This window comes from Paenibacillus sp. 7541 (assembly GCF_002276395.1).
GTDB lineage: Bacteria > Bacillota > Bacilli > Paenibacillales > Paenibacillaceae > Paenibacillus_AQ > Paenibacillus_AQ campinasensis.
On the sequence record NZ_NQLZ01000011.1, the window covers coordinates 303,147 to 320,644 of the forward strand.

Below are 17,498 nucleotides of genomic sequence, written 5' to 3' on the forward strand. Positions count from 1 at the left end.
AGGTAACTTTATAGGGGTGGTGAACCGATGAAACCATTTATGGATGAGGATTTTATGTTACACAGCAGCACGGCCCAGACGCTATACCATGATTATGCTAAGAAGATGCCGATTATAGACTATCACTGTCATTTAAGCCCGCAGTTGATATACGAGAACCACAGGTTCCGCAGCCTGACCGAAGCGTGGATCGACGGTGATCATTATAAGTGGCGCGCGATGCGGGCCAATGGGGTAAGGGAAGAGCTGATTACGGGCGGCGGTGGAGCAAGCGATTATGACCGCTTTCTCGCCTGGGCCAAGACGGTGCCGATGACGCTGGGCAATCCGCTGTTCCATTGGTCGCATCTGGAGCTTCGCCGCATTTTTGGCATTGACGATATCATCAGTGAAAAGACAGCGCCGCACATCTGGGAGCAGGCCAACGCGCGATTGGCCGAAGACGATATGACGACCCGAGGGCTGATCAAGTCCAGCAATGTGCAGGTGGTGTGTACAACAGACGATCCAACCGACACGTTGGAGTACCATATCAAGTTGTCCAAAGAGGATGCGCCGGGCTTTCGGATGCTGCCGTCATTCCGTCCGGATAAGGGGCTCGAAATCAACCGGGATACGTTTGTGCCTTGGGTGGCTAAATTGGCGGAATCTAGCGGCATCACGATTTCGGACTATGATTCGTTTCTGAAGGCCCTTGAGAGCCGGGCACAATTTTTCCACTCCGTTGGCGGACGGGTATCCGACCATGCGCTGGATTATGTGCCTTATGCCGAGACGACGCAGGAAGAAGCGGGCGCTATTTTTCTGAAAGCGCTTCAAGGTTCCGGGGTTAGCCGGGAGGAAGAAGTGAAGTACAAGACATTCACGCTGCTCCATCTAGGCAAAATCTATGCCCGGCTTGGCTGGGCGATGCAGTACCATATCAATGCACAGCGGAATAACAATACCCGCATGTTCCAGACGCTCGGCCCGGATACAGGATATGATTCCATCGGTGACGCGCCGCTCGCAACGCCGCTTGTTCGGCTGCTGGACCGTCTGGATCAGGAGCAGGCGCTGCCCCGGACGATTCTGTATTCCCTCAATCCAAGAGACAACGACATTCTCGCCGCGCTCATTGGCAGCTTCCAGGGTGACGGCATTCCGGGCAAAATCCAGTTCGGTTCGGCCTGGTGGTTCAATGACACAAAGGACGGCATGATCGACCAGATGAGCAAGCTGGGGAATATGGGGCTGCTCAGCCGTTTTGTCGGCATGCTGACCGATTCCCGCAGCTTCTTGTCCTACACCCGCCATGAATATTTCCGCAGAATCGTGTGCAATCTGCTCGGCGACTGGGTGGAGCGCGGCGAGGCACCGCATGATCCGGCGTGGCTGGGTGAGATGGTCCAGGCGATCTGCTACAACAATGCAGAAGCCTACTTCCGGTTCGGAGCGTCCGATGAGGCTGGTGAGTCCTGATGAAGACAGACGCAGGAAGAAGTCAGCTTGGCCGTCATGCGCTTGAAGGAACGGACGCTGCCCGCCAATATGATGAGCTGAAGACATACCCGGTGAAGGTGCTTCAGATCGGAGAAGGCAATTTTTTGCGGGGATTTGTGGACTGGATGGTGGATGAGTGCAATCGGAAAGGGCTGTTTCGGGGAGGGATTGCCGTTACGCAGCCAAGGCCTTCCGGAAAGGCCAAGCTTGAACAGCTGTCATCCCAGGATGGGATCTATACGCTGCTGACCCGAGGCCTGCTTGGCGGGAAGCGCATCGAGGAAGAGCGTCTAATCACCGTCTTCTCACGGATGATCGATCCTTATTCAGCATGGGCGGAGTTTCTCGGACTTGCCGAAAGTCCCGACCTGGAGATCGTTGTATCCAATACAACGGAGGCGGGGATCCGCTATGAACAGGTTGCCTGGAAGCCGGAGGAACCGATCGCTTCGTTTCCGGGCAAGCTGGCGCTGCTGCTGTACCGGCGATATGAGCATTATAAGGGAGATCCCGCCAAGGGCTTGCTGATCCTGCCGTGCGAACTGCTGGAGCGCAATGGCGATGAGCTGCTGCGCATCGTTCTTCAGCATGCCGAGGATTGGAAGCTCCCCGCGTCGTTTTCGAGCTGGGTGAGGAATCACAACCGGTTCTTGAACAGCTTGGTGGATCGGATCGTGACCGGATTTCCGGAGCAGGCCGAAACTTATTATGACAGGTGGGGATATGAGGACCGGATGCTGAATGCGACGGAGCCTTATCATTTCTGGGCGATTGAAGGGGAGCCGGCGCTGGGGGAAAGACTGCCTTTTCATATGGCTGGCCTGAATGTGCAATGGGTGGAGGATCTGACACCGTTTCAGACGCGTAAAGTCCGTCTGCTCAATGGTACCCACACACTCATGGCCGCGATTGGACGGATTCACGGCGTGGACGAGGTGAAGCAGGTGACGGAGCATCCGGTATGGGGCCCGAAGCTGAAGGCCGCCATGGAGCAGGAGCTAGTCCCTTCCGTGCCGATTTCAAGAGAGGAAGCGCTCGGCTACGCCGAGTCCGTATGGGAACGGTTCCGGAATCCATTCATTCGCCATAAGCTGGCCGACATTTCCATGAACAGCATATCCAAGTTCAAAGTCCGTCTGCTTCCCAGCCTGAAGGGTTATGTTCAGCTGCATGGCGTGATCCCGCCGACCATCGCGGAAGGGCTGGCCGCATTGATCCGCTTGTACGACGTCATCCGGAGGGATGGTGAGTGGTTCGGTCAGCGGCTGGACGGCCAGCGCGTGCCTGTGAAGGATGATGAGGAAGCACTGGCCCTGTTCGAGGGCACCTGGGCGCGTTATCGCAGCGGAGAGCTGGAGCTGTCCGGCCTGGCCAGCGATCTGCTCGGGTCGGAGAAGCTGTGGGATGAGAATCTGAACGCCATAACCGGACTGCATGAAGCGGTGTGCGGCTATCTTCAGGAAATGGAGCTGGTGGAACGATGAACGATATGATCGTGCTTCATCCGAAAGATGATGTTGGTATTGCGCTTAAGCCTCTGGCTGCGGGCGAGCATGCGCGCTGCGTCATCGATGGCAAGGAGCATGCCTTTGAGGCGCGGGAAGACATCCCGAAAGGGCACAAGCTGGCGCTGCGTCCGATCGAGAAGGGCAGCCATGTCATCAAATTCGGCTATTCGATCGGTGTGGCAACGGCGGCGATTGAACCCGGCAGCTGGATTCATACCCACAACTTGAAATCGGGCCTGTCCGGCAAGCTGGACTATGAATACCGTCCCTCTTCTTCGCAGACCGTGCAACCGGCCCCTGGGGAGCGGCGGACCTTTCAAGGCTATATTCGGGAAGATGGCGAGGCGGGCATCCGCAACGAAATCTGGATTATAAATACGGTGGGCTGCATCAACAAAACCTGTGAACTGCTGGCGCGAATGGCCAATCAGCAGTTTAAAGACCGCGGCATTGACGGGGTGTATCACTTCCCGCATCCGTATGGCTGCTCCCAGCTTGGGGATGATCTGCAGCATACGCAGCAGCTGCTGGCTTCCTTGGCGAAGCATGGCAATGCGGCTGGCGTGCTGATCATCGGTCTCGGATGTGAGAACAACCAGATTGACGAGATGAAGGCGCTGATCGGCCCGGTTCCTCCGGGACGGGTGAAGTATCTCAGAACGCAGGAGATCGAGGATGAGCTGGAAGCGGGTCTGGAGCTTATTGAAGAACTGGTCGACTATGCTGAGCAGTTCAAACGGACTGAGGTGCCGCTGTCGAAGCTGAGGGTCGGGCTTAAATGCGGCGGCTCGGATGGGCTGTCAGGCATTACAGCGAACCCGCTCGCGGGGCGAATTGCTGACGCCGTCACCGCGCAAGGCGGGACCGCCCTGTTAACCGAGGTGCCGGAAATGTTCGGCGCGGAGACAATTCTGATGGAGCGGGCGGCTGACCGTCAGGTATTCGAGGATATTACGCAGCTTATTAACGGGTTCAAGGAGTATTTTATCCGTCATGGGCAGGAAGTGTATGAGAATCCGTCACCGGGGAACAAGGATGGCGGCATTACAACATTGGAGGAAAAATCGCTCGGCTGCACACAAAAAGGCGGTCGTGCCATCGTCACCGACGTGCTCAAATATGGGGAAAGATCCGTGAAAACCGGTCTCAATCTGATCGAAGCGCCGGGGAACGACCTCGTATCGGTAACCGCGCTGTCTGCCGCTGGCGCGCATCTGGTGCTGTTTACGACAGGCAGAGGCACCCCATTCGGCGGTCCGGTGCCGACCGTGAAAATCTCCACCAATTCGCAGCTTGCCGCGCGGAAATCGCATTGGATCGACTTTAATGCCGGCGTGCTGCTGGAGGGGAGCTCGATGGACCAGGTGCAGGAGGAACTGCTCGATTATATCATTGACCTGGCCTCGGGAAGCCGCAGAACGAATAACGAGAAGCATGAGTTCCGGGAAATATCGATCTTCAAGGATGGTGTCATTCTGTAGCGTTCATGTAGGAAGGTAAATACTGGTTTGTGGTTATGTGTACCCTCGTTATGTGTACTATCACTGAATCATCAGCAGCGGGCACCATGCATCAATGAAGGTCCTGCATCATACGAAGAAGCGAAGAAGCGAAAATCCTGAACCAATGGAAAAGGGGAGATAAGGGATGTCCAATCAAGCGCAGAAAGAGGTCCAATTATCGCCGTTAACGGCGGCCGCCGAAGCTTGCCGCGCCATTATGGAAACGTACACTCCGGAGGAGCTGCCGCCCGCTGGACGCTGGCATTATCATCAGGGGGTATTTCTCGTCGGCATGTTCCAGCTGTGGAAGGTTGCGGGTGATAACCAATATCTGGATTATATCAAAGGCTATGTGAATCATCTCGTGGACGAGCACGGCAATTTGCTGCTCGATCGGGGCGAGCTGGACTCGGTGCAGGCCGGTCTCCTGCTGCTCGAGCTGGATGAGGCGTTCGGGGACAGCAGATACCGAAAGGCTGCCGATAAGCTGCTGCATCTGTTGTCCACGATGAACCGGACGACCGAGGGAGGCTATTGGCACAAGGACAAATATCCGTACCAAATGTGGCTGGATGGGCTCTACATGGGCGGAGTGTACACGATGCAGTATGGCCTGCGTTATGACCGACCGGAGCTGTTTGAGCAGGTGCTGTATCAGGAGAAGCTGATGCGGACCCATACCCGGGATGAGAAGACGGGGCTGTACCATCATGCCTGGGATGAGAGCAAGAAGATGCCGTGGGCCGATCCGGATACCGGCCGCTCGCCGGAATTCTGGGGCAGGGCGCTTGGATGGTATGCGCTGTCGCTTGTGGAGTTTCTAGATATGCTTCCAGCTGGCCATGAAGGCCGCGGTGTGCTGGAGGAGGCGCTGCGCGATCTTGCCGGTTCGCTGGTGCGTTACCAGGACCCTGAGAGCGGGCTGTGGTATCAGGTGCTGGACAAAGGCGACCGGCCCGACAACTGGCTCGAAACGTCCTGCACCAGCCTGTTTGTGTATGCCCTGGCTAAGGGAGCGCGGCTGTCCTGCCTCGATGCTTCCTTCAAGGAAGCGGCCAATCGAGGCTTTGAAGGTCTGCTTCGGACTGTCTATAACAATGACAAAGGCCTCCTGGTCCTGCCGGAGATTTGTATAGGAACAGGCGTAGGAGATTATAAGCACTATGTAGAACGGCCGCGCAGCGAGAATGATTTGCACGGTGTCGGCGCCTTTGTCATGGCCTGTGTCGAGATCGGACGCAGCGAGAGCTAGGCCAGGTAGTTCGAATAGAAGTGGCCTGGTTATAGGTGTATCTGTTTATACGGTGGATGCGACGTTGCGGTCCATGTGGCTGACAGTCATGGCTGCATGGAGCCTGTGAAGAGGCGGACGGACTTTTTCTCGGCCGCGGGCGAAAGGTTGTTGTAAGCGCTGCCGCTCCCTTGTGGAGCGGCTTTTTTTATTCTATAAAATCGGAGGTCAATTGTTGGCATTCATGAATGCGACGGGGTGAAGGCATGGAGTGCATAGGAAACTGGCAGTGTTGTCATAATAACCTTAGCAATCCTGTTAAACCACAAGAGAAAGGTAGAGCGCAGCATGAAAAACTCGAAAATTTGGCTTCTGATGGCCATCGCGATTTTAGTGTCGGCGACTTTGGTGATTCCGGGCAGGTTCAAGATGGCAGACAGCGAGTATCCCGCCCAGGAAGCGTTGCCGAGCTTCAGCGATGCCATTTTGCAATTCGGTTCTTACGGTGAGGATGTTTACGAGCTGCAGGGGCGTCTGAAATATTTGGGCTTCTATCATGGGAAGATCGACAGCGTGTTCGGCTCCAAAACACAAGGAGCTGTGAAATGGTTTCAGTCCGAGTTCGGAATGAAAGTTGACGGGATTGTCGGTCCGAAGGTGAAGCTGCGGCTGTACAATGCCACGAAGGATTGGAAGCCGACCGAGCCTAAGCAACATGAAGGCGGCGGAGGTGGCGGAGGAGGCGGCGGCGAGCAGGCCGCTGACAACATCAACAGCAATCTGGGCTCCGCCAATACGATGGGGCTATCGGAGAATGACCTGAAGATCATGGCTAACGCCGTATACGGTGAAGCCCGCGGAGAGCCGTTTGAAGGACAGGTTGCCGTCGCTGCGGTCATTCTGAACCGGGTTAGATCCCCGGAATTCCCGAACACGATTCACGGCGTGATCTTCCAGCCGCTAGCGTTTACGGCCGTGGCGGACGGACAGATCTGGCTGGAGCCGAACGAACAGGCGCGCAAAGCGGTTATGCAGGCGATCGACGGCTGGGACCCATCGGGTGGCTGCCTCTATTACTTCAACCCAAGAACAGCCACGTCCAAGTGGATCTGGTCACGGCCTCAGGTTAAAACGATAGGCCAGCACATCTTCTGTATGTAGCCGTATCAGGAGCAACCGAGGCTTGTCTTCGGTTGCTTCTTCACTTTGGCTTAGGTTAGAATGAAAGTTAACGAATGAGGGAATTGATGGCAAAACCAATCCTTGAGCTAAGGGAGTTATGAACCTTGACAAAAGCGGAATTTGAACACGGCGTCGCCGGAGGCATCCGTATTCATGTGCTGCCAACGCGCCGTTTTAAAACATTTGCGATTTCATTGTATGCCGGAACGCCGCTGGCTGAAGATACCGTCACCTCCACGGCGCTCACACCGTTTGTATTGCGGAGAGGGACCGTCTCCTATCCGGAGACGCGGGCTTTCCGTGAACGGCTGGAGCAGCTGTATGGCGCGGGCTTCGGATTTGATGTGTACAAACGCGGTGATTACCAGATCGTCCATTTCCGGATGGATACGATCAATGATTCTTTTGTACAAAGTCCGGAAAGTTTATTGGCTTCGTCCTTTTCCTTCCTGGGAGAAGCGTTCACGCAGCCGGTGCTGGAGAACGGCGCATTTCGGAAATCCTATGTGATGACGGAACGGGATACGGTGCGCAAGAAGCTGGAATCCATCGTCAATGACAAAATCCGGTATGCGGCAGAGCGCTGTATTGAAGTCATGTGCAAAAACGAGCCGTACCGCCTGCACCCGCTCGGGGAGCGCAAAGACCTGGACGGAATTACGCCGGAGGGACTGTATGAGGCGTATCAGGCCTGGCTGCAGCAATCTTCTCTGGATCTGTACGTAGTGGGCGATACATCGCTTGAGGAGGTCAAGGCGCTTGTTGAGCAGCATTTCAAGCTGAATCGGACCGCTGAGGTCGAGTACGCGCCTTCTGTCATTCGGCAGGCAGCCGGCGAGGCCGAGACCGTGATCGAGCAGCTCGACATTAACCAGGGCAAGCTGAACATGGGTCTTCGCGGGTCGATTACGTATGGCGATGATGACTACGTTTCTGCCCTGATGTATAACGGCATCCTTGGCGGTTATCCGCATTCCAAGCTGTTCGTGAACGTGCGCGAGAAGGCGAGCCTCGCTTATTACGCTTCCTCCCGTTACGACGGACACAAGGGGATTGCCACGATCCAATCGGGGATCGAGGTGCAAAACTTTGATCAGGCGGTCGATATTATCCGCAAGCAGCTGGATGATATGGCAGCGGGTGCGATCACCGATCTGGAGCTGTCGCAGACGAAGGCGATGATCCGGAATGTGATCAAGGAGATGCAGGATTCGGCATTTGAGATTATCGCTTACGATTTCAACCGTCAGCTGTCGGGACGCGAGCGCTCGCCGGATGATATGCTGGCCCAGGTCGCGGAGGTATCCGTGGATGATGTGAAGAAGGCGGCCGAAGCGTTTACGCTGGATACGATCTACTTCTTGAAAGGCCAAAAGGAGGAATAGCCGGTGCAAAGCATTCATTATGACAATCTGCAGGAAACGCTGTATTATGAAGCGATGGATAACGGACTGCATGTATATGTGCTGCCGAAGCCTGGCTTCCAGAAAACCTATGCCACCTTTGCCACGAAGTACGGATCGGTTGACAACCATTTCCGCGTAGAAGGCCAGAATGAGGTGCGGGTGCCTGACGGTATTGCCCATTTTCTGGAGCATAAAATGTTTGAGGAGCCGGAGGGCGACATTTTTGCCAAGTTTGCCTCGAGCGGCGCATCGGCCAATGCGTTTACGAGCTTTGACCAGACGGTGTATCTCTTCTCGGCAACGGAGAACATTAAAGACAACCTGGAGACGCTGATTGATTTTGTCCAGAACCCGTATTTTACCGATCAAAATGTGGAGAAGGAAAAGGGCATCATCGGCCAGGAAATCAACATGTATCAGGACAATCCGGACTGGCGGGCCTACTTCGGCCTGATTGAGGCCTTGTATAAGGAACATCCGGTTCGCATCGATATCGCCGGCACCGTGGAGTCGATCGGCACGATCACAAAGGAGGATCTGTACACCTGCTACAACGCTTTCTACCATCCGAGCAACATGCTGCTGTTTGTTGTCGGCGGGGTGGATCCGGAGGAAACGATGGAATGGGTTCGCAGCAACCAGGCACGTAAATCCTATGAGAAGCAGGGAAGCATTGAACGGCTGTTCGAACCGGAGCCGCAGGAGGTTGCCCAGAAACGCAAGGAGAGCCGCCTTGCCGTATCCTTGCCGAAATGCTTGTTCGGCTTCAAGGAGAAGCAGGTCGGGTTGACGGGCGAGGAGCAGTTGAAGCGGGATTTGACGACCAAGATCATGCTTGATCTGCTGTTTGGCTCCAGCACCGAGCTGTATCAGAAGCTCTACGATGAGGATCTGATCTCCGACAGCTTCGGCCATGAATATAACAGCTCGCCGCAGTATGCTTTTTCTGCGGTAGGCGGAGATACGAAGGACCCGGATCTGCTGCTTTCGCGCATTCGTGAGGAAGTGGACAGATTGAAGTCTGCCGGCTTCCAGGCGGCGGATTTCGAGCGGGCCCGCAAGAAAAAGATGGGCGGATATTTGCGCATGCTCAATTCCCCGGAAAATATCGCCCATGAATTTACCCGCTATCAATTCAGAGGCGCTGACTTGTTCAAGGTGCTGCCGGTCTATGAATCCATTACGCTTGAGGATGTCAACCAGCGGCTGGCCGAACATGTGGACTGGGAGCAGATGGCCGTCTCTGTCGTATTGAGCCCCGCATGAGTGAAATGATGGGAGAGGATCTGAAACCGATCGGGGAAATGACCGTCCTGGTGACGGGAGCGAGCAGAGGGATCGGCGCAGCTATTGCCGAGCGCTTTGCCTCGGTTCGCATGAATGTTGTCCTGCATTACCGCAATTCCCATGAGGCGGCCAACGAAGTCGCTCGGCGCTGCATGGCACATGGGGCGAAGGTGATGACGGTCTCCGCGGACCTGAGTGACAAGGAGCAGATTGTGCGCATGAGGGAGAAGCTGGAGGCCCACGGCATGGAACCGGATATTCTGGTGAATAACGCCGGGGTATCGCATTACGGATTGTTATCGGACGTGACGGAGGAAGAATGGGATTCACTGATGTCCATCAACCTGAAAGGGCTGTTTATGTGTACCCAGACTTTTATGGGCCGAATGGTTTCCCAGCGCTTTGGCCGAATTATCAACGTCTCGTCCGTATGGGGCATGTCCGGCGCTTCCTGTGAAGTGCTGTATTCAACGAGCAAGGGCGGGGTGAACGCCTTCACGAAGGCGCTCGCCAAGGAGCTGGCTCCGTCGGGCGTGACCGTCAACGCGGTGGCGCCCGGCGCGGTGGATACATCGATGCTGGACCATCTGGAGCCGGAGGATATCCGGCTGCTGCAGGAGGAGATTCCGGCAGGGAGACTGGCGCAGCCGGATGAAATTTCGTCGCTGGTGTATTTTCTGGCGCTGCCTGAATCCGGATATATTACGGGACAAATCATCAGCCCGAACGGCGGCTGGGTAACCTGAAGGGAATGAGCGGGTGGTGCATTTCACCACTCATAACGGCTCTGGCATGGGGACATATTAGTATTGTGACTTTATCGCCACAATGCAAAAGGAGGATTTAAACCATGTCATCCGTAATCAAGAACTTTGATTCCTGGAAGAAGTTTCTTGGCGAGCGTGTCGTTCAGGCTGAAAAATCAGGGATGAGCGAGGATATGATCGCTCAGCTTGCTTATGAGATCGGCGACTTCCTTGACGAGAAGGTCGACCCGCAAAACGCTTCCAACCGTGCGCTGAAGGAATTGTGGGATGTCGGCAACGATGAAGAGCGTCACGTGATCGCCCGCCTGATGGTGAAACTCGCCAAAAACAATGCGTAACGAGTCATTGAAAAGCCCCCGATTCGGGGGTTTTTTGTCAAGTAACAAGATCGTTAAGTTCATGTTATCCCTTTGTACTTGCCTTTCAATTTTATTTTATATATCATTAACGTGACCCATTTTATATTTCGACTTTCTGAGCGGTTGTTTAGGAGCTGATTATGTCGAAAGATGATGGAATAGAAGTCCGAAGAAGGTGTCTGTCGTTGAAATCGAACCAATGGTACATGGAATATAAAATACATAAGAATCGCCCGGGTCTGCTCGGTGACATCGCTTCGGTGCTGGGGATGCTGGAGGTCAACATATTGACCATTAACGGTGTCGAAGGGCAAACGAGAGGCATGCTGATTGAGACCGATGATGAAGAAAAAATTGTGCTCATGGGCAGAATGTTAAATAAAGTGGAGAATATAACCGTCACGGCTTTGAGACCGCCGAAACTGGTGGACATTCTTGCTGTGCGGCATGGACGATATATCGACCGGGACTCGGATGATCGTAAAACGTTTCGTTTTACGCGTGATGAGCTCGGTTTACTTGTTGACTTTTTGGGTGAATTGTTCAAGAGGGAAGGCAATCAGGTGATCGGACTGCGCGGAATGCCGCGTGTCGGCAAAACGGAGTCGATCATTGCGGGCAGCGTGTGCGCGATGAAGCGCTGGACGTTTGTTTCCTCGACGCTGCTGCGCCAGACGATTCGCAGCCAGCTGTCCGAAGAGGAGATGAGCCCGAACAACATTTTTATCGTGGACGGCATTGTCAGCACGATCCGCTCGAACGAAAAGCATTATCAATTGCTGCAGGATCTGATGCAGATGGAAAGCACAAAAGTTATTGAGCATCCTGATATTTTTGTGCGTGAGTCTGAATATTCTTATGATGACTTTGATATTTTAATTGAATTGCGAAACAATCCGGATGAAGAAATCGTTTATGATACGTTCACCGGTTCTTATAATGATGATTTGTAATTAAGGGATATTCATGATTTTTCATAGGAGGTGATGGCATGTCCGAACTGGGACAGCAACTAAGAGAGGCGCGTCTGCAGAAGGGAATGAGCCTGGATGACGTGCAGGAAATAACAAAGATACGAAAGCGATATTTGGAAGCCATCGAGGCGGGAGATTACAAAGTGCTGCCCGGCAGTTTTTACGTGCGTGCCTTTATTAAAACCTATGCCGAGGCGGTTGGGATAAATCCGGATGAACTGCTGGAGGGGCACAAGCAGGATGTGCCGCGGAATGAACCGGAATCGACGATGGAGCCGGTCATTCAGAAGCGGGCCAGCAGATCCGAATCGTCCCGGAGCATGAGTTGGCTGCCGACGCTGCTCATGTGGACCTTTCCGATTCTGATTATTGCGGTTATTTACTGGTATGCATCAGGGGCGAACAATCCGAAGACGGACCCGCCGCCGGCCACGAATCCGCCGGTGACGCAGGAAGAACCGGCAGACCAAGGCGAGAACAATCCGGATGGCGAAACACCTGGCGATCAGGAAGGCGGCGGCGCAGGCGGGGAAGAACCGGGAACGGATGCGGCTGGCGGCGAGACTGAATCGGTGGATGAGCCGGAGGAGCCTGTCGGTCAAGCTACGGTAACGCAGGATCGGACCGAGGGCAACCGCACCTTCTTCAAGGTAGCGGGAGCCGGCGTGAAGGTCGAGATCTCTGCTTCGAGCGATGGCAAGAGCTGGGTTGAAGTATATCGCGGCACCAACTCCCAAGGGGAGCGGCTTTATTTTGACAATCTCGAAAATGGCGCTTCGGTAAGCTATGATCTGGACGGCCAAGGCATGTACATTAAATCGGGTTATTCTGCAGCCACCACCATCACGGTAGGCGGGCATGAGGTTACGGACGGAAAAACAACCTCACGGATCGTGCTGGAGGCAGCAGATGCTTCGACGGAAACGGACACGAACGGCGAATAATTTGCTTCCGCTTGGGAAATATTAAATAGCATCGTGTGTGCTGTTATCCATTTCCGTAAAGTGGGGCGAATGTAAATGTCAGTGAACTGGATTGTGGTTAGTTTAGGGATTATCGTCAGTCTTCTTGGCTATTATCTGATCCCGAACGCATGGGGATATGGTATTTTTGGTTTCGGGCTGGCTCATGTGGTGCTTGGCATTCTGAGCATGTTCCGCGGCAAAATACTGCGGCAGGAGCCGAAGGAGCAGACGTAATTGTGACAGGACCTCGTTTTCGGCGTGCCAGCTGGAAACGGGGTCTTTTTAGGCTGTGGTCAAGCTTGCGAAGATTATGTGTCAGGTGACAGGTTAATTAGACTTGACCCTTGGTTTTACCTATAATAGAAGAACACAATGATAGGAAAGGAAGGGTTATGGTATGGCTTCGGAACATTCATTTGATATTGTATCCAAGATGGATATGCAGGAATTGAACAACGCGGTTACCCAGACGGAACGGGAGATCAGCAACCGGTTCGATTTTAAAGGCAGCAAGAGCAGCCTGAGCCTGGAGAAAGATGTGCTGGTCATTACGTCGGACGATGAATATAAGCTGAATGCGGTGATCGATATTTTGCAGACGAAGATGGTGAAGCGTGGTCTATCGCTTAAAAACGTAGATTACGGCAAGGTGGAGCCTGCGGCCATGGGGACGGTTCGTCAGCGCCTGTCGCTCAAGCAGGGCGTTGATCAGGAGAATGCCAAGAAAATCAACATTCTGATCCGCGACTCGAAGCTGAAGGTGAAAAGCCAGATTCAAGGCGATCAGATTCGTGTTACAGGCAAAAGCCGGGATGATCTTCAGGCTGTCATGCAGTTGCTGCTCAAAGCGGACCTGCCGCTGGATCTGCAATTCACCAATTTGAAATAAGCAGCGCCCGATAATCCCCCTCCTGCGGGCGCGGTGTCAAGGGTAACGGCGCTTTTTGACATCGCAACAGGCAAAGCATTATACTAAAAAACGATATATCAGTAATTACTTATACATAGCTTATTGGGGGATGAATATGACGGAAAGCGACGAACGCTTATTACAGCCTCTTCGATACATGAACATGATGGTTATGCTTGCCCGAGTGGTCGGCAGATTGGCTGAGTTCTCGAGACAACCCCAGGTGAGGGAGGTTGCTTCATGAATTTACCCAACCGAATAACGATTGCGAGAATATGTCTCATTCCGCTGATGATGGTTTTTTTGCTCGTTGACTTTGGTTTCTACCCGGCTCCGCTGGTGTGGTATAACTACGAGCTGCCTTTCAATCAGCTCATCGCAGCGTTTATCTTCATTGTGGCTGCCAGCACGGATGGCATTGACGGCTATTTGGCACGCAAGAACAACATGGTCACGAACCTCGGCAAACTGCTGGATCCGCTTGCGGATAAGCTGCTGGTGGCGGCCGTTCTGATCTCCCTTGTCGCGATGGGCAAATGCGATGCCTGGATTGCGATCGTTATTATCAGCCGCGAATTTGCGGTGACGGGACTGCGCCAGATTGCACTGCTCGACGGTGCCGTCATGGCGGCCGGACAGTCGGGCAAAATTAAAACGACGATTCAGATTGTAGCCATTGTGGCGCTGCTGATCAATGACTTTCCGTTTGTCTTTTTGCATATTCCGTTCGGGGATATCGCGATCTGGGCCGCGGCCTTGATTACGATCTACTCAGGCGTGGAATACTTTGTCAAAAACCGGCATTTGCTCAAGGAAGCATAATGAAAGGCTGCGCTCATATCGTGCCTAGGATGACGGGGACACATCCGGCTTGCTAAGGAAAGGACCTCATTTCACTGTCCAGTGAAGCTGAGGTCCTTTTCCAACCAGGTGCGATGGTCGAGGTGTATTAGCACCAACGTGCCGGGAGCCATGTTGGTGAAGAGGCAGAGGCTCCCCCCGAGGAAGATGGCAGAAGAGACACCAAGGCTGTTAGGGTTGCCGGTTTTCCTATGGCTGCAGGTTGGCATTTGGCTTTGCATATTGGCCCAGACTAAGGGAATTGAGGGAAGGATAACCGGTTTTCATCCGGGCATCTTTGGGGTGAATAACATGCATATAGGTGATTGCACAGGAGGATGGTCGTTATGAAAGCGGAAATTATTGCGGTGGGAACAGAGCTCCTGCTGGGGCAAATTGTGAATACGAATGCGCAGTATCTCTCCCGAGAGCTGGCCGCTCTGGGGATTGACGTATATTATCAGACGGTGGTTGGGGATAACCTGGAGCGTATTCAGGATGCGCTGCGCCTGTCGAGCAGCCGGGCGGATATCGTTCTGCTGTCCGGGGGGCTTGGCCCGACCCAGGATGATCTGACGAAGGATGCGCTGGCGGCATTCCTCGGACGCACACTGCACATCGACCGGATGGCGATGGACGCCATCGAGCGCTTCTTCAGGGAGCGGGGCACTCCGATGACGGAAAACAACCGGCGGCAGGCGCTCGCTATTGAAGGAGGCACACCGCTGCCCAACGAGACCGGACTTGCCGTTGGCAACGCCGTAAGCTCTGACGATGTGCATTATATAGTGCTCCCGGGCCCGCCGAAAGAGCTGATGCCGATGTTCGAACAGCAGGCGAAGCCGTGGCTGATGCAGCATGTGCTTACCCATGAGCAGCCGATCTACTCGAAAATGCTGAAGTTCGCCGGCATCGGCGAGTCTTCCCTGGACGAGCGTCTTCAGGATCTGATCACGGCCCAGACGGACCCGACCATCGCATTATACGCCAAGGAAGGCGAGGTCACGGTACGGACCTCAACCAAAGCGCCAAGCGAATCAGAGGCGATGGACAAGCTTGACGGGCTGGAAGCGAAGATTCGGGAGCGCGCCTCGGCGTTTATGTATGCGAGCGAAGATGTGCCGATCGAGAAGGTGATCGTGGATCTGATGGCGGATCGGGGCTGGACGCTGAGCGCGGCGGAGAGCTGTACGGGCGGGCTGGTGATGGAAAGCCTCACCTCCGTACCCGGCAGTGCAACGATGTTTCGCGGCGGGGTCGTATGTTATACGAACGAGATGAAAGAGAAGCTCGTCCATGTCCCGCACGGGCTGCTGGAAGGCGAGGGAGCGCCCGGAGCGGTCAGCCGGGAGGTGGCCGAGGTGCTGGCCGAGCATGTGCGCATGATTACGGACAGCGATTTCGGCTTGTCGGTTACCGGAGTGGCCGGTCCCGGTTATGCCGAGCGCAAGCCGGTGGGCCTCGTCTACATCGGGCTGGCCGAGCGTGGCAAAGAGACAGAGGTGCATGAGCTTCATCTGCAGGGCAACCGGGAGACGATTCGAATCCGGGCGACCAAAGCGCTGCTCTACCGGCTGTGGCGGCGACTGATGGCTGCTCGCGGCGAGAGCTGATCCGGCTGCCGCTTTTGCAGATATCCTCAAGCGTTGGATGTAAATGTATGGATCAGGGCCTGGCGCGGCGGCTTGCGGATTCGCAATCCTCGCGCTTCGCGCTGGCAAGGCTGCTTGAATTCCCAAGCGGAACCAAGTATAGTAGAAGTACGGAAGAACCGTGGCATATCAAACGATGTTGCCGCGGTTTTTTGTCATTGCGGACGAGAGCGGCAGCAGCGCATCAGGAGGCGATCGCGCGAAAAAAAGACGAATGTATGTTCGAAAAAAGCTTGGCAAACGTGTCAAAACAAGGTATGATAATAATATCAAGAGTGAAGGGTTGTGGAAGAATTGTCAGATCGTCGTGCTGCGCTGGAGATGGCGCTTCGTCAGATAGAGAAACAGTTCGGAAAAGGTTCGATCATGAAGCTGGGTGAATCCACCCACATGCAAGTGGAGATTGTGCCAAGCGGCTCGCTGGCATTGGATATAGCATTAGGAACCGGCGGTTTGCCTAGAGGCCGGATTATTGAAGTATATGGACCGGAATCTTCCGGTAAAACGACGGTAGCGCTGCATGCGATTGCCGAGGTACAGAAGACCGGTGGACAAGCTGCGTTTATTGACGCCGAGCATGCCCTTGATCCGTCGTATGCCAGCAAGCTGGGCGTCAACATTGACGAGCTCTTGCTGTCCCAGCCTGACACAGGGGAGCAGGCGCTCGAAATCGCTGAGGCGCTCGTGCGCAGCGGCGCGGTGGATATCATCGTGATCGACTCGGTTGCCGCTCTCGTGCCGAAGGCGGAAATTGAAGGGGACATGGGGGATTCTCATGTCGGCTTGCAGGCGCGTCTGATGTCGCAAGCGTTGCGTAAATTGTCCGGTGCGATTAACAAATCGAAAACGATCGCGATCTTCATCAACCAGCTTCGCGAGAAGGTCGGCGTGATGTTCGGCAACCCGGAAACGACTCCTGGCGGCCGTGCGTTGAAGTTCTATTCCACCGTTCGTCTCGACGTGCGCCGTGTGGAAAGCATTAAGATGGGCAACGACGTTGTGGGTAACCGCACGCGCATCAAGGTTGTGAAGAATAAGGTAGCTCCGCCTTTCAAGCAGGCTGAGCTGGACATTATGTACGGTGAAGGAATTTCCAGAGAAGGCAGCCTTATCGATATCGGCACAGAGTTGGATATCGTGGATAAGAGCGGTGCCTGGTACTCCTATGCAGGCGATCGTCTGGGACAAGGCCGCGAAAATGCGAAGCAGTTCCTGAAAGAGAACCCGCAAATTGCCGAAGTGATTGAGCAGAAGATTCGGGAAGCAAGCAATCTGACAACCATTGTTCCAGAGGTTTCCGAGAGCGAGAAGAAGCAAGAGGAGCAAGAGGAGCAAGCGTTATTTGAAGTGGACAATGCCTAAAGTCTAACGTCTTCACCACATAAGCGGGACCGCCCAGTGTGCACGCACCGGGCGGTCTTCTTTATTCAGGA

Annotated in this window: 16 protein-coding genes; all 16 read left to right on the top strand. The window is 54.4% G+C overall.

Translation table 11 applies throughout. The features are described from left to right. The first annotated feature begins 27 nt into the window (after positions 1–27). The 16 genes from uxaC (at position 28) to recA (ending at position 17,427) form a co-directional block, all read left to right on the top strand. Positions 28–1,461 carry a glucuronate isomerase gene (gene uxaC, locus CHH75_RS07440; RefSeq protein WP_095397861.1) on the top strand — a complete coding sequence of 478 codons (1,434 nt, stop codon included), beginning with the start codon at positions 28–30 and terminating at the stop codon, positions 1,459–1,461. Next, the gene (locus CHH75_RS07445; protein ID WP_095397862.1) at positions 1,461–2,966 is read left to right on the top strand and encodes a tagaturonate reductase; all 1,506 of its coding nucleotides are present in this window, start codon (positions 1,461–1,463) and stop codon (positions 2,964–2,966) included. Before uxaC ends, CHH75_RS07445 begins: the two co-directional genes overlap by 1 nt. Beyond that, positions 2,963–4,471 (top strand): UxaA family hydrolase, encoded by a 1,509-nt coding sequence (locus tag CHH75_RS07450; protein WP_095397863.1) that lies wholly within the window; start codon positions 2,963–2,965, stop codon positions 4,469–4,471. Before CHH75_RS07445 ends, CHH75_RS07450 begins: the two co-directional genes overlap by 4 nt. Before the next feature lie 166 nt (positions 4,472–4,637). After that, positions 4,638–5,744 carry a glycoside hydrolase family 88/105 protein gene (locus tag CHH75_RS07455; protein WP_095397864.1) on the top strand — a complete coding sequence of 369 codons (1,107 nt, stop codon included), beginning with the start codon at positions 4,638–4,640 and terminating at the stop codon, positions 5,742–5,744. A 327-nt stretch (positions 5,745–6,071) separates the two neighbouring features. After that, positions 6,072–6,884, top strand: a complete 813-nt coding sequence (gene sleB / locus CHH75_RS07460) for a spore cortex-lytic enzyme (protein ID WP_095397865.1) — start codon at positions 6,072–6,074, stop codon at positions 6,882–6,884. Positions 6,885–7,009: 125 nt separating this feature from the next. Beyond that, a complete protein-coding gene (gene yfmF, locus CHH75_RS07465) occupies positions 7,010–8,290 on the top strand; it encodes an EF-P 5-aminopentanol modification-associated protein YfmF (RefSeq protein ID WP_095265676.1) in 1,281 nt (426 codons plus the stop codon). A 3-nt stretch (positions 8,291–8,293) separates the two neighbouring features. Continuing rightward, positions 8,294–9,577 carry an EF-P 5-aminopentanol modification-associated protein YfmH gene (gene yfmH / locus CHH75_RS07470; protein WP_095265675.1) on the top strand — a complete coding sequence of 428 codons (1,284 nt, stop codon included), beginning with the start codon at positions 8,294–8,296 and terminating at the stop codon, positions 9,575–9,577. Further along, complete coding sequence (gene ymfI, locus CHH75_RS07475) at positions 9,574–10,344, top strand: elongation factor P 5-aminopentanone reductase (RefSeq protein WP_095265674.1); 771 nt, start codon at positions 9,574–9,576, stop codon at positions 10,342–10,344. The genes yfmH and ymfI overlap by 4 nt, the downstream gene beginning before the upstream one ends. Before the next feature lie 104 nt (positions 10,345–10,448). Beyond that, complete coding sequence (locus CHH75_RS07480; RefSeq protein WP_095265673.1) at positions 10,449–10,703, top strand: DUF3243 domain-containing protein; 255 nt, start codon at positions 10,449–10,451, stop codon at positions 10,701–10,703. A gap of 206 nt (positions 10,704–10,909) precedes the next feature. Continuing rightward, complete coding sequence (locus CHH75_RS07485) at positions 10,910–11,677, top strand: DUF3388 domain-containing protein (RefSeq protein ID WP_095265672.1); 768 nt, start codon at positions 10,910–10,912, stop codon at positions 11,675–11,677. A gap of 38 nt (positions 11,678–11,715) precedes the next feature. Beyond that, complete coding sequence (locus CHH75_RS07490; protein ID WP_095265671.1) at positions 11,716–12,642, top strand: helix-turn-helix domain-containing protein; 927 nt, start codon at positions 11,716–11,718, stop codon at positions 12,640–12,642. Positions 12,643–12,717: 75 nt separating this feature from the next. Then, complete coding sequence (locus CHH75_RS07495; protein ID WP_095265670.1) at positions 12,718–12,897, top strand: hypothetical protein; 180 nt, start codon at positions 12,718–12,720, stop codon at positions 12,895–12,897. 163 nt (positions 12,898–13,060) lie between these two features. Next, complete coding sequence (locus tag CHH75_RS07500) at positions 13,061–13,552, top strand: YajQ family cyclic di-GMP-binding protein (RefSeq protein WP_095265669.1); 492 nt, start codon at positions 13,061–13,063, stop codon at positions 13,550–13,552. Between the two features lie 261 nt (positions 13,553–13,813). After that, positions 13,814–14,395: a CDP-diacylglycerol--glycerol-3-phosphate 3-phosphatidyltransferase gene (gene pgsA / locus CHH75_RS07505; protein ID WP_095265668.1), complete on the top strand. Its 582-nt coding sequence runs from the start codon at positions 13,814–13,816 to the stop codon at positions 14,393–14,395. Between the two features lie 365 nt (positions 14,396–14,760). Then, a complete protein-coding gene (locus CHH75_RS07515) occupies positions 14,761–16,026 on the top strand; it encodes a competence/damage-inducible protein A (RefSeq protein WP_095397867.1) in 1,266 nt (421 codons plus the stop codon). Positions 16,027–16,359: 333 nt separating this feature from the next. Continuing rightward, on the top strand, positions 16,360–17,427 hold the full coding sequence (recA, locus tag CHH75_RS07520) for a recombinase RecA (protein ID WP_095265753.1): 1,068 nt from the start codon (positions 16,360–16,362) through the stop codon (positions 17,425–17,427). Positions 17,428–17,498 lie beyond the last annotated feature (71 nt).

Bases quoted from the DNA above. Each gene is read 5' to 3' on its own strand.
- uxaC (WP_095397861.1), top strand. From the start codon at position 28: ATGAAACCATTTATGGATGAGGATTTTATGTTACACAGCAGCACGGCC.
- CHH75_RS07445 (WP_095397862.1), top strand. From the start codon at position 1,461: ATGAAGACAGACGCAGGAAGAAGTCAGCTTGGCCGTCATGCGCTTGAA.
- CHH75_RS07450 (WP_095397863.1), top strand. From the start codon at position 2,963: ATGAACGATATGATCGTGCTTCATCCGAAAGATGATGTTGGTATTGCG.
- CHH75_RS07455 (WP_095397864.1), top strand. From the start codon at position 4,638: ATGTCCAATCAAGCGCAGAAAGAGGTCCAATTATCGCCGTTAACGGCG.
- sleB (WP_095397865.1), top strand. From the start codon at position 6,072: ATGAAAAACTCGAAAATTTGGCTTCTGATGGCCATCGCGATTTTAGTG.
- ymfI (WP_095265674.1), top strand. From the start codon at position 9,574: ATGAGTGAAATGATGGGAGAGGATCTGAAACCGATCGGGGAAATGACC.
- CHH75_RS07480 (WP_095265673.1), top strand. From the start codon at position 10,449: ATGTCATCCGTAATCAAGAACTTTGATTCCTGGAAGAAGTTTCTTGGC.
- CHH75_RS07490 (WP_095265671.1), top strand. From the start codon at position 11,716: ATGTCCGAACTGGGACAGCAACTAAGAGAGGCGCGTCTGCAGAAGGGA.
- CHH75_RS07495 (WP_095265670.1), top strand. From the start codon at position 12,718: ATGTCAGTGAACTGGATTGTGGTTAGTTTAGGGATTATCGTCAGTCTT.
- CHH75_RS07500 (WP_095265669.1), top strand. From the start codon at position 13,061: ATGGCTTCGGAACATTCATTTGATATTGTATCCAAGATGGATATGCAG.
- pgsA (WP_095265668.1), top strand. From the start codon at position 13,814: ATGAATTTACCCAACCGAATAACGATTGCGAGAATATGTCTCATTCCG.
- CHH75_RS07515 (WP_095397867.1), top strand. From the start codon at position 14,761: ATGAAAGCGGAAATTATTGCGGTGGGAACAGAGCTCCTGCTGGGGCAA.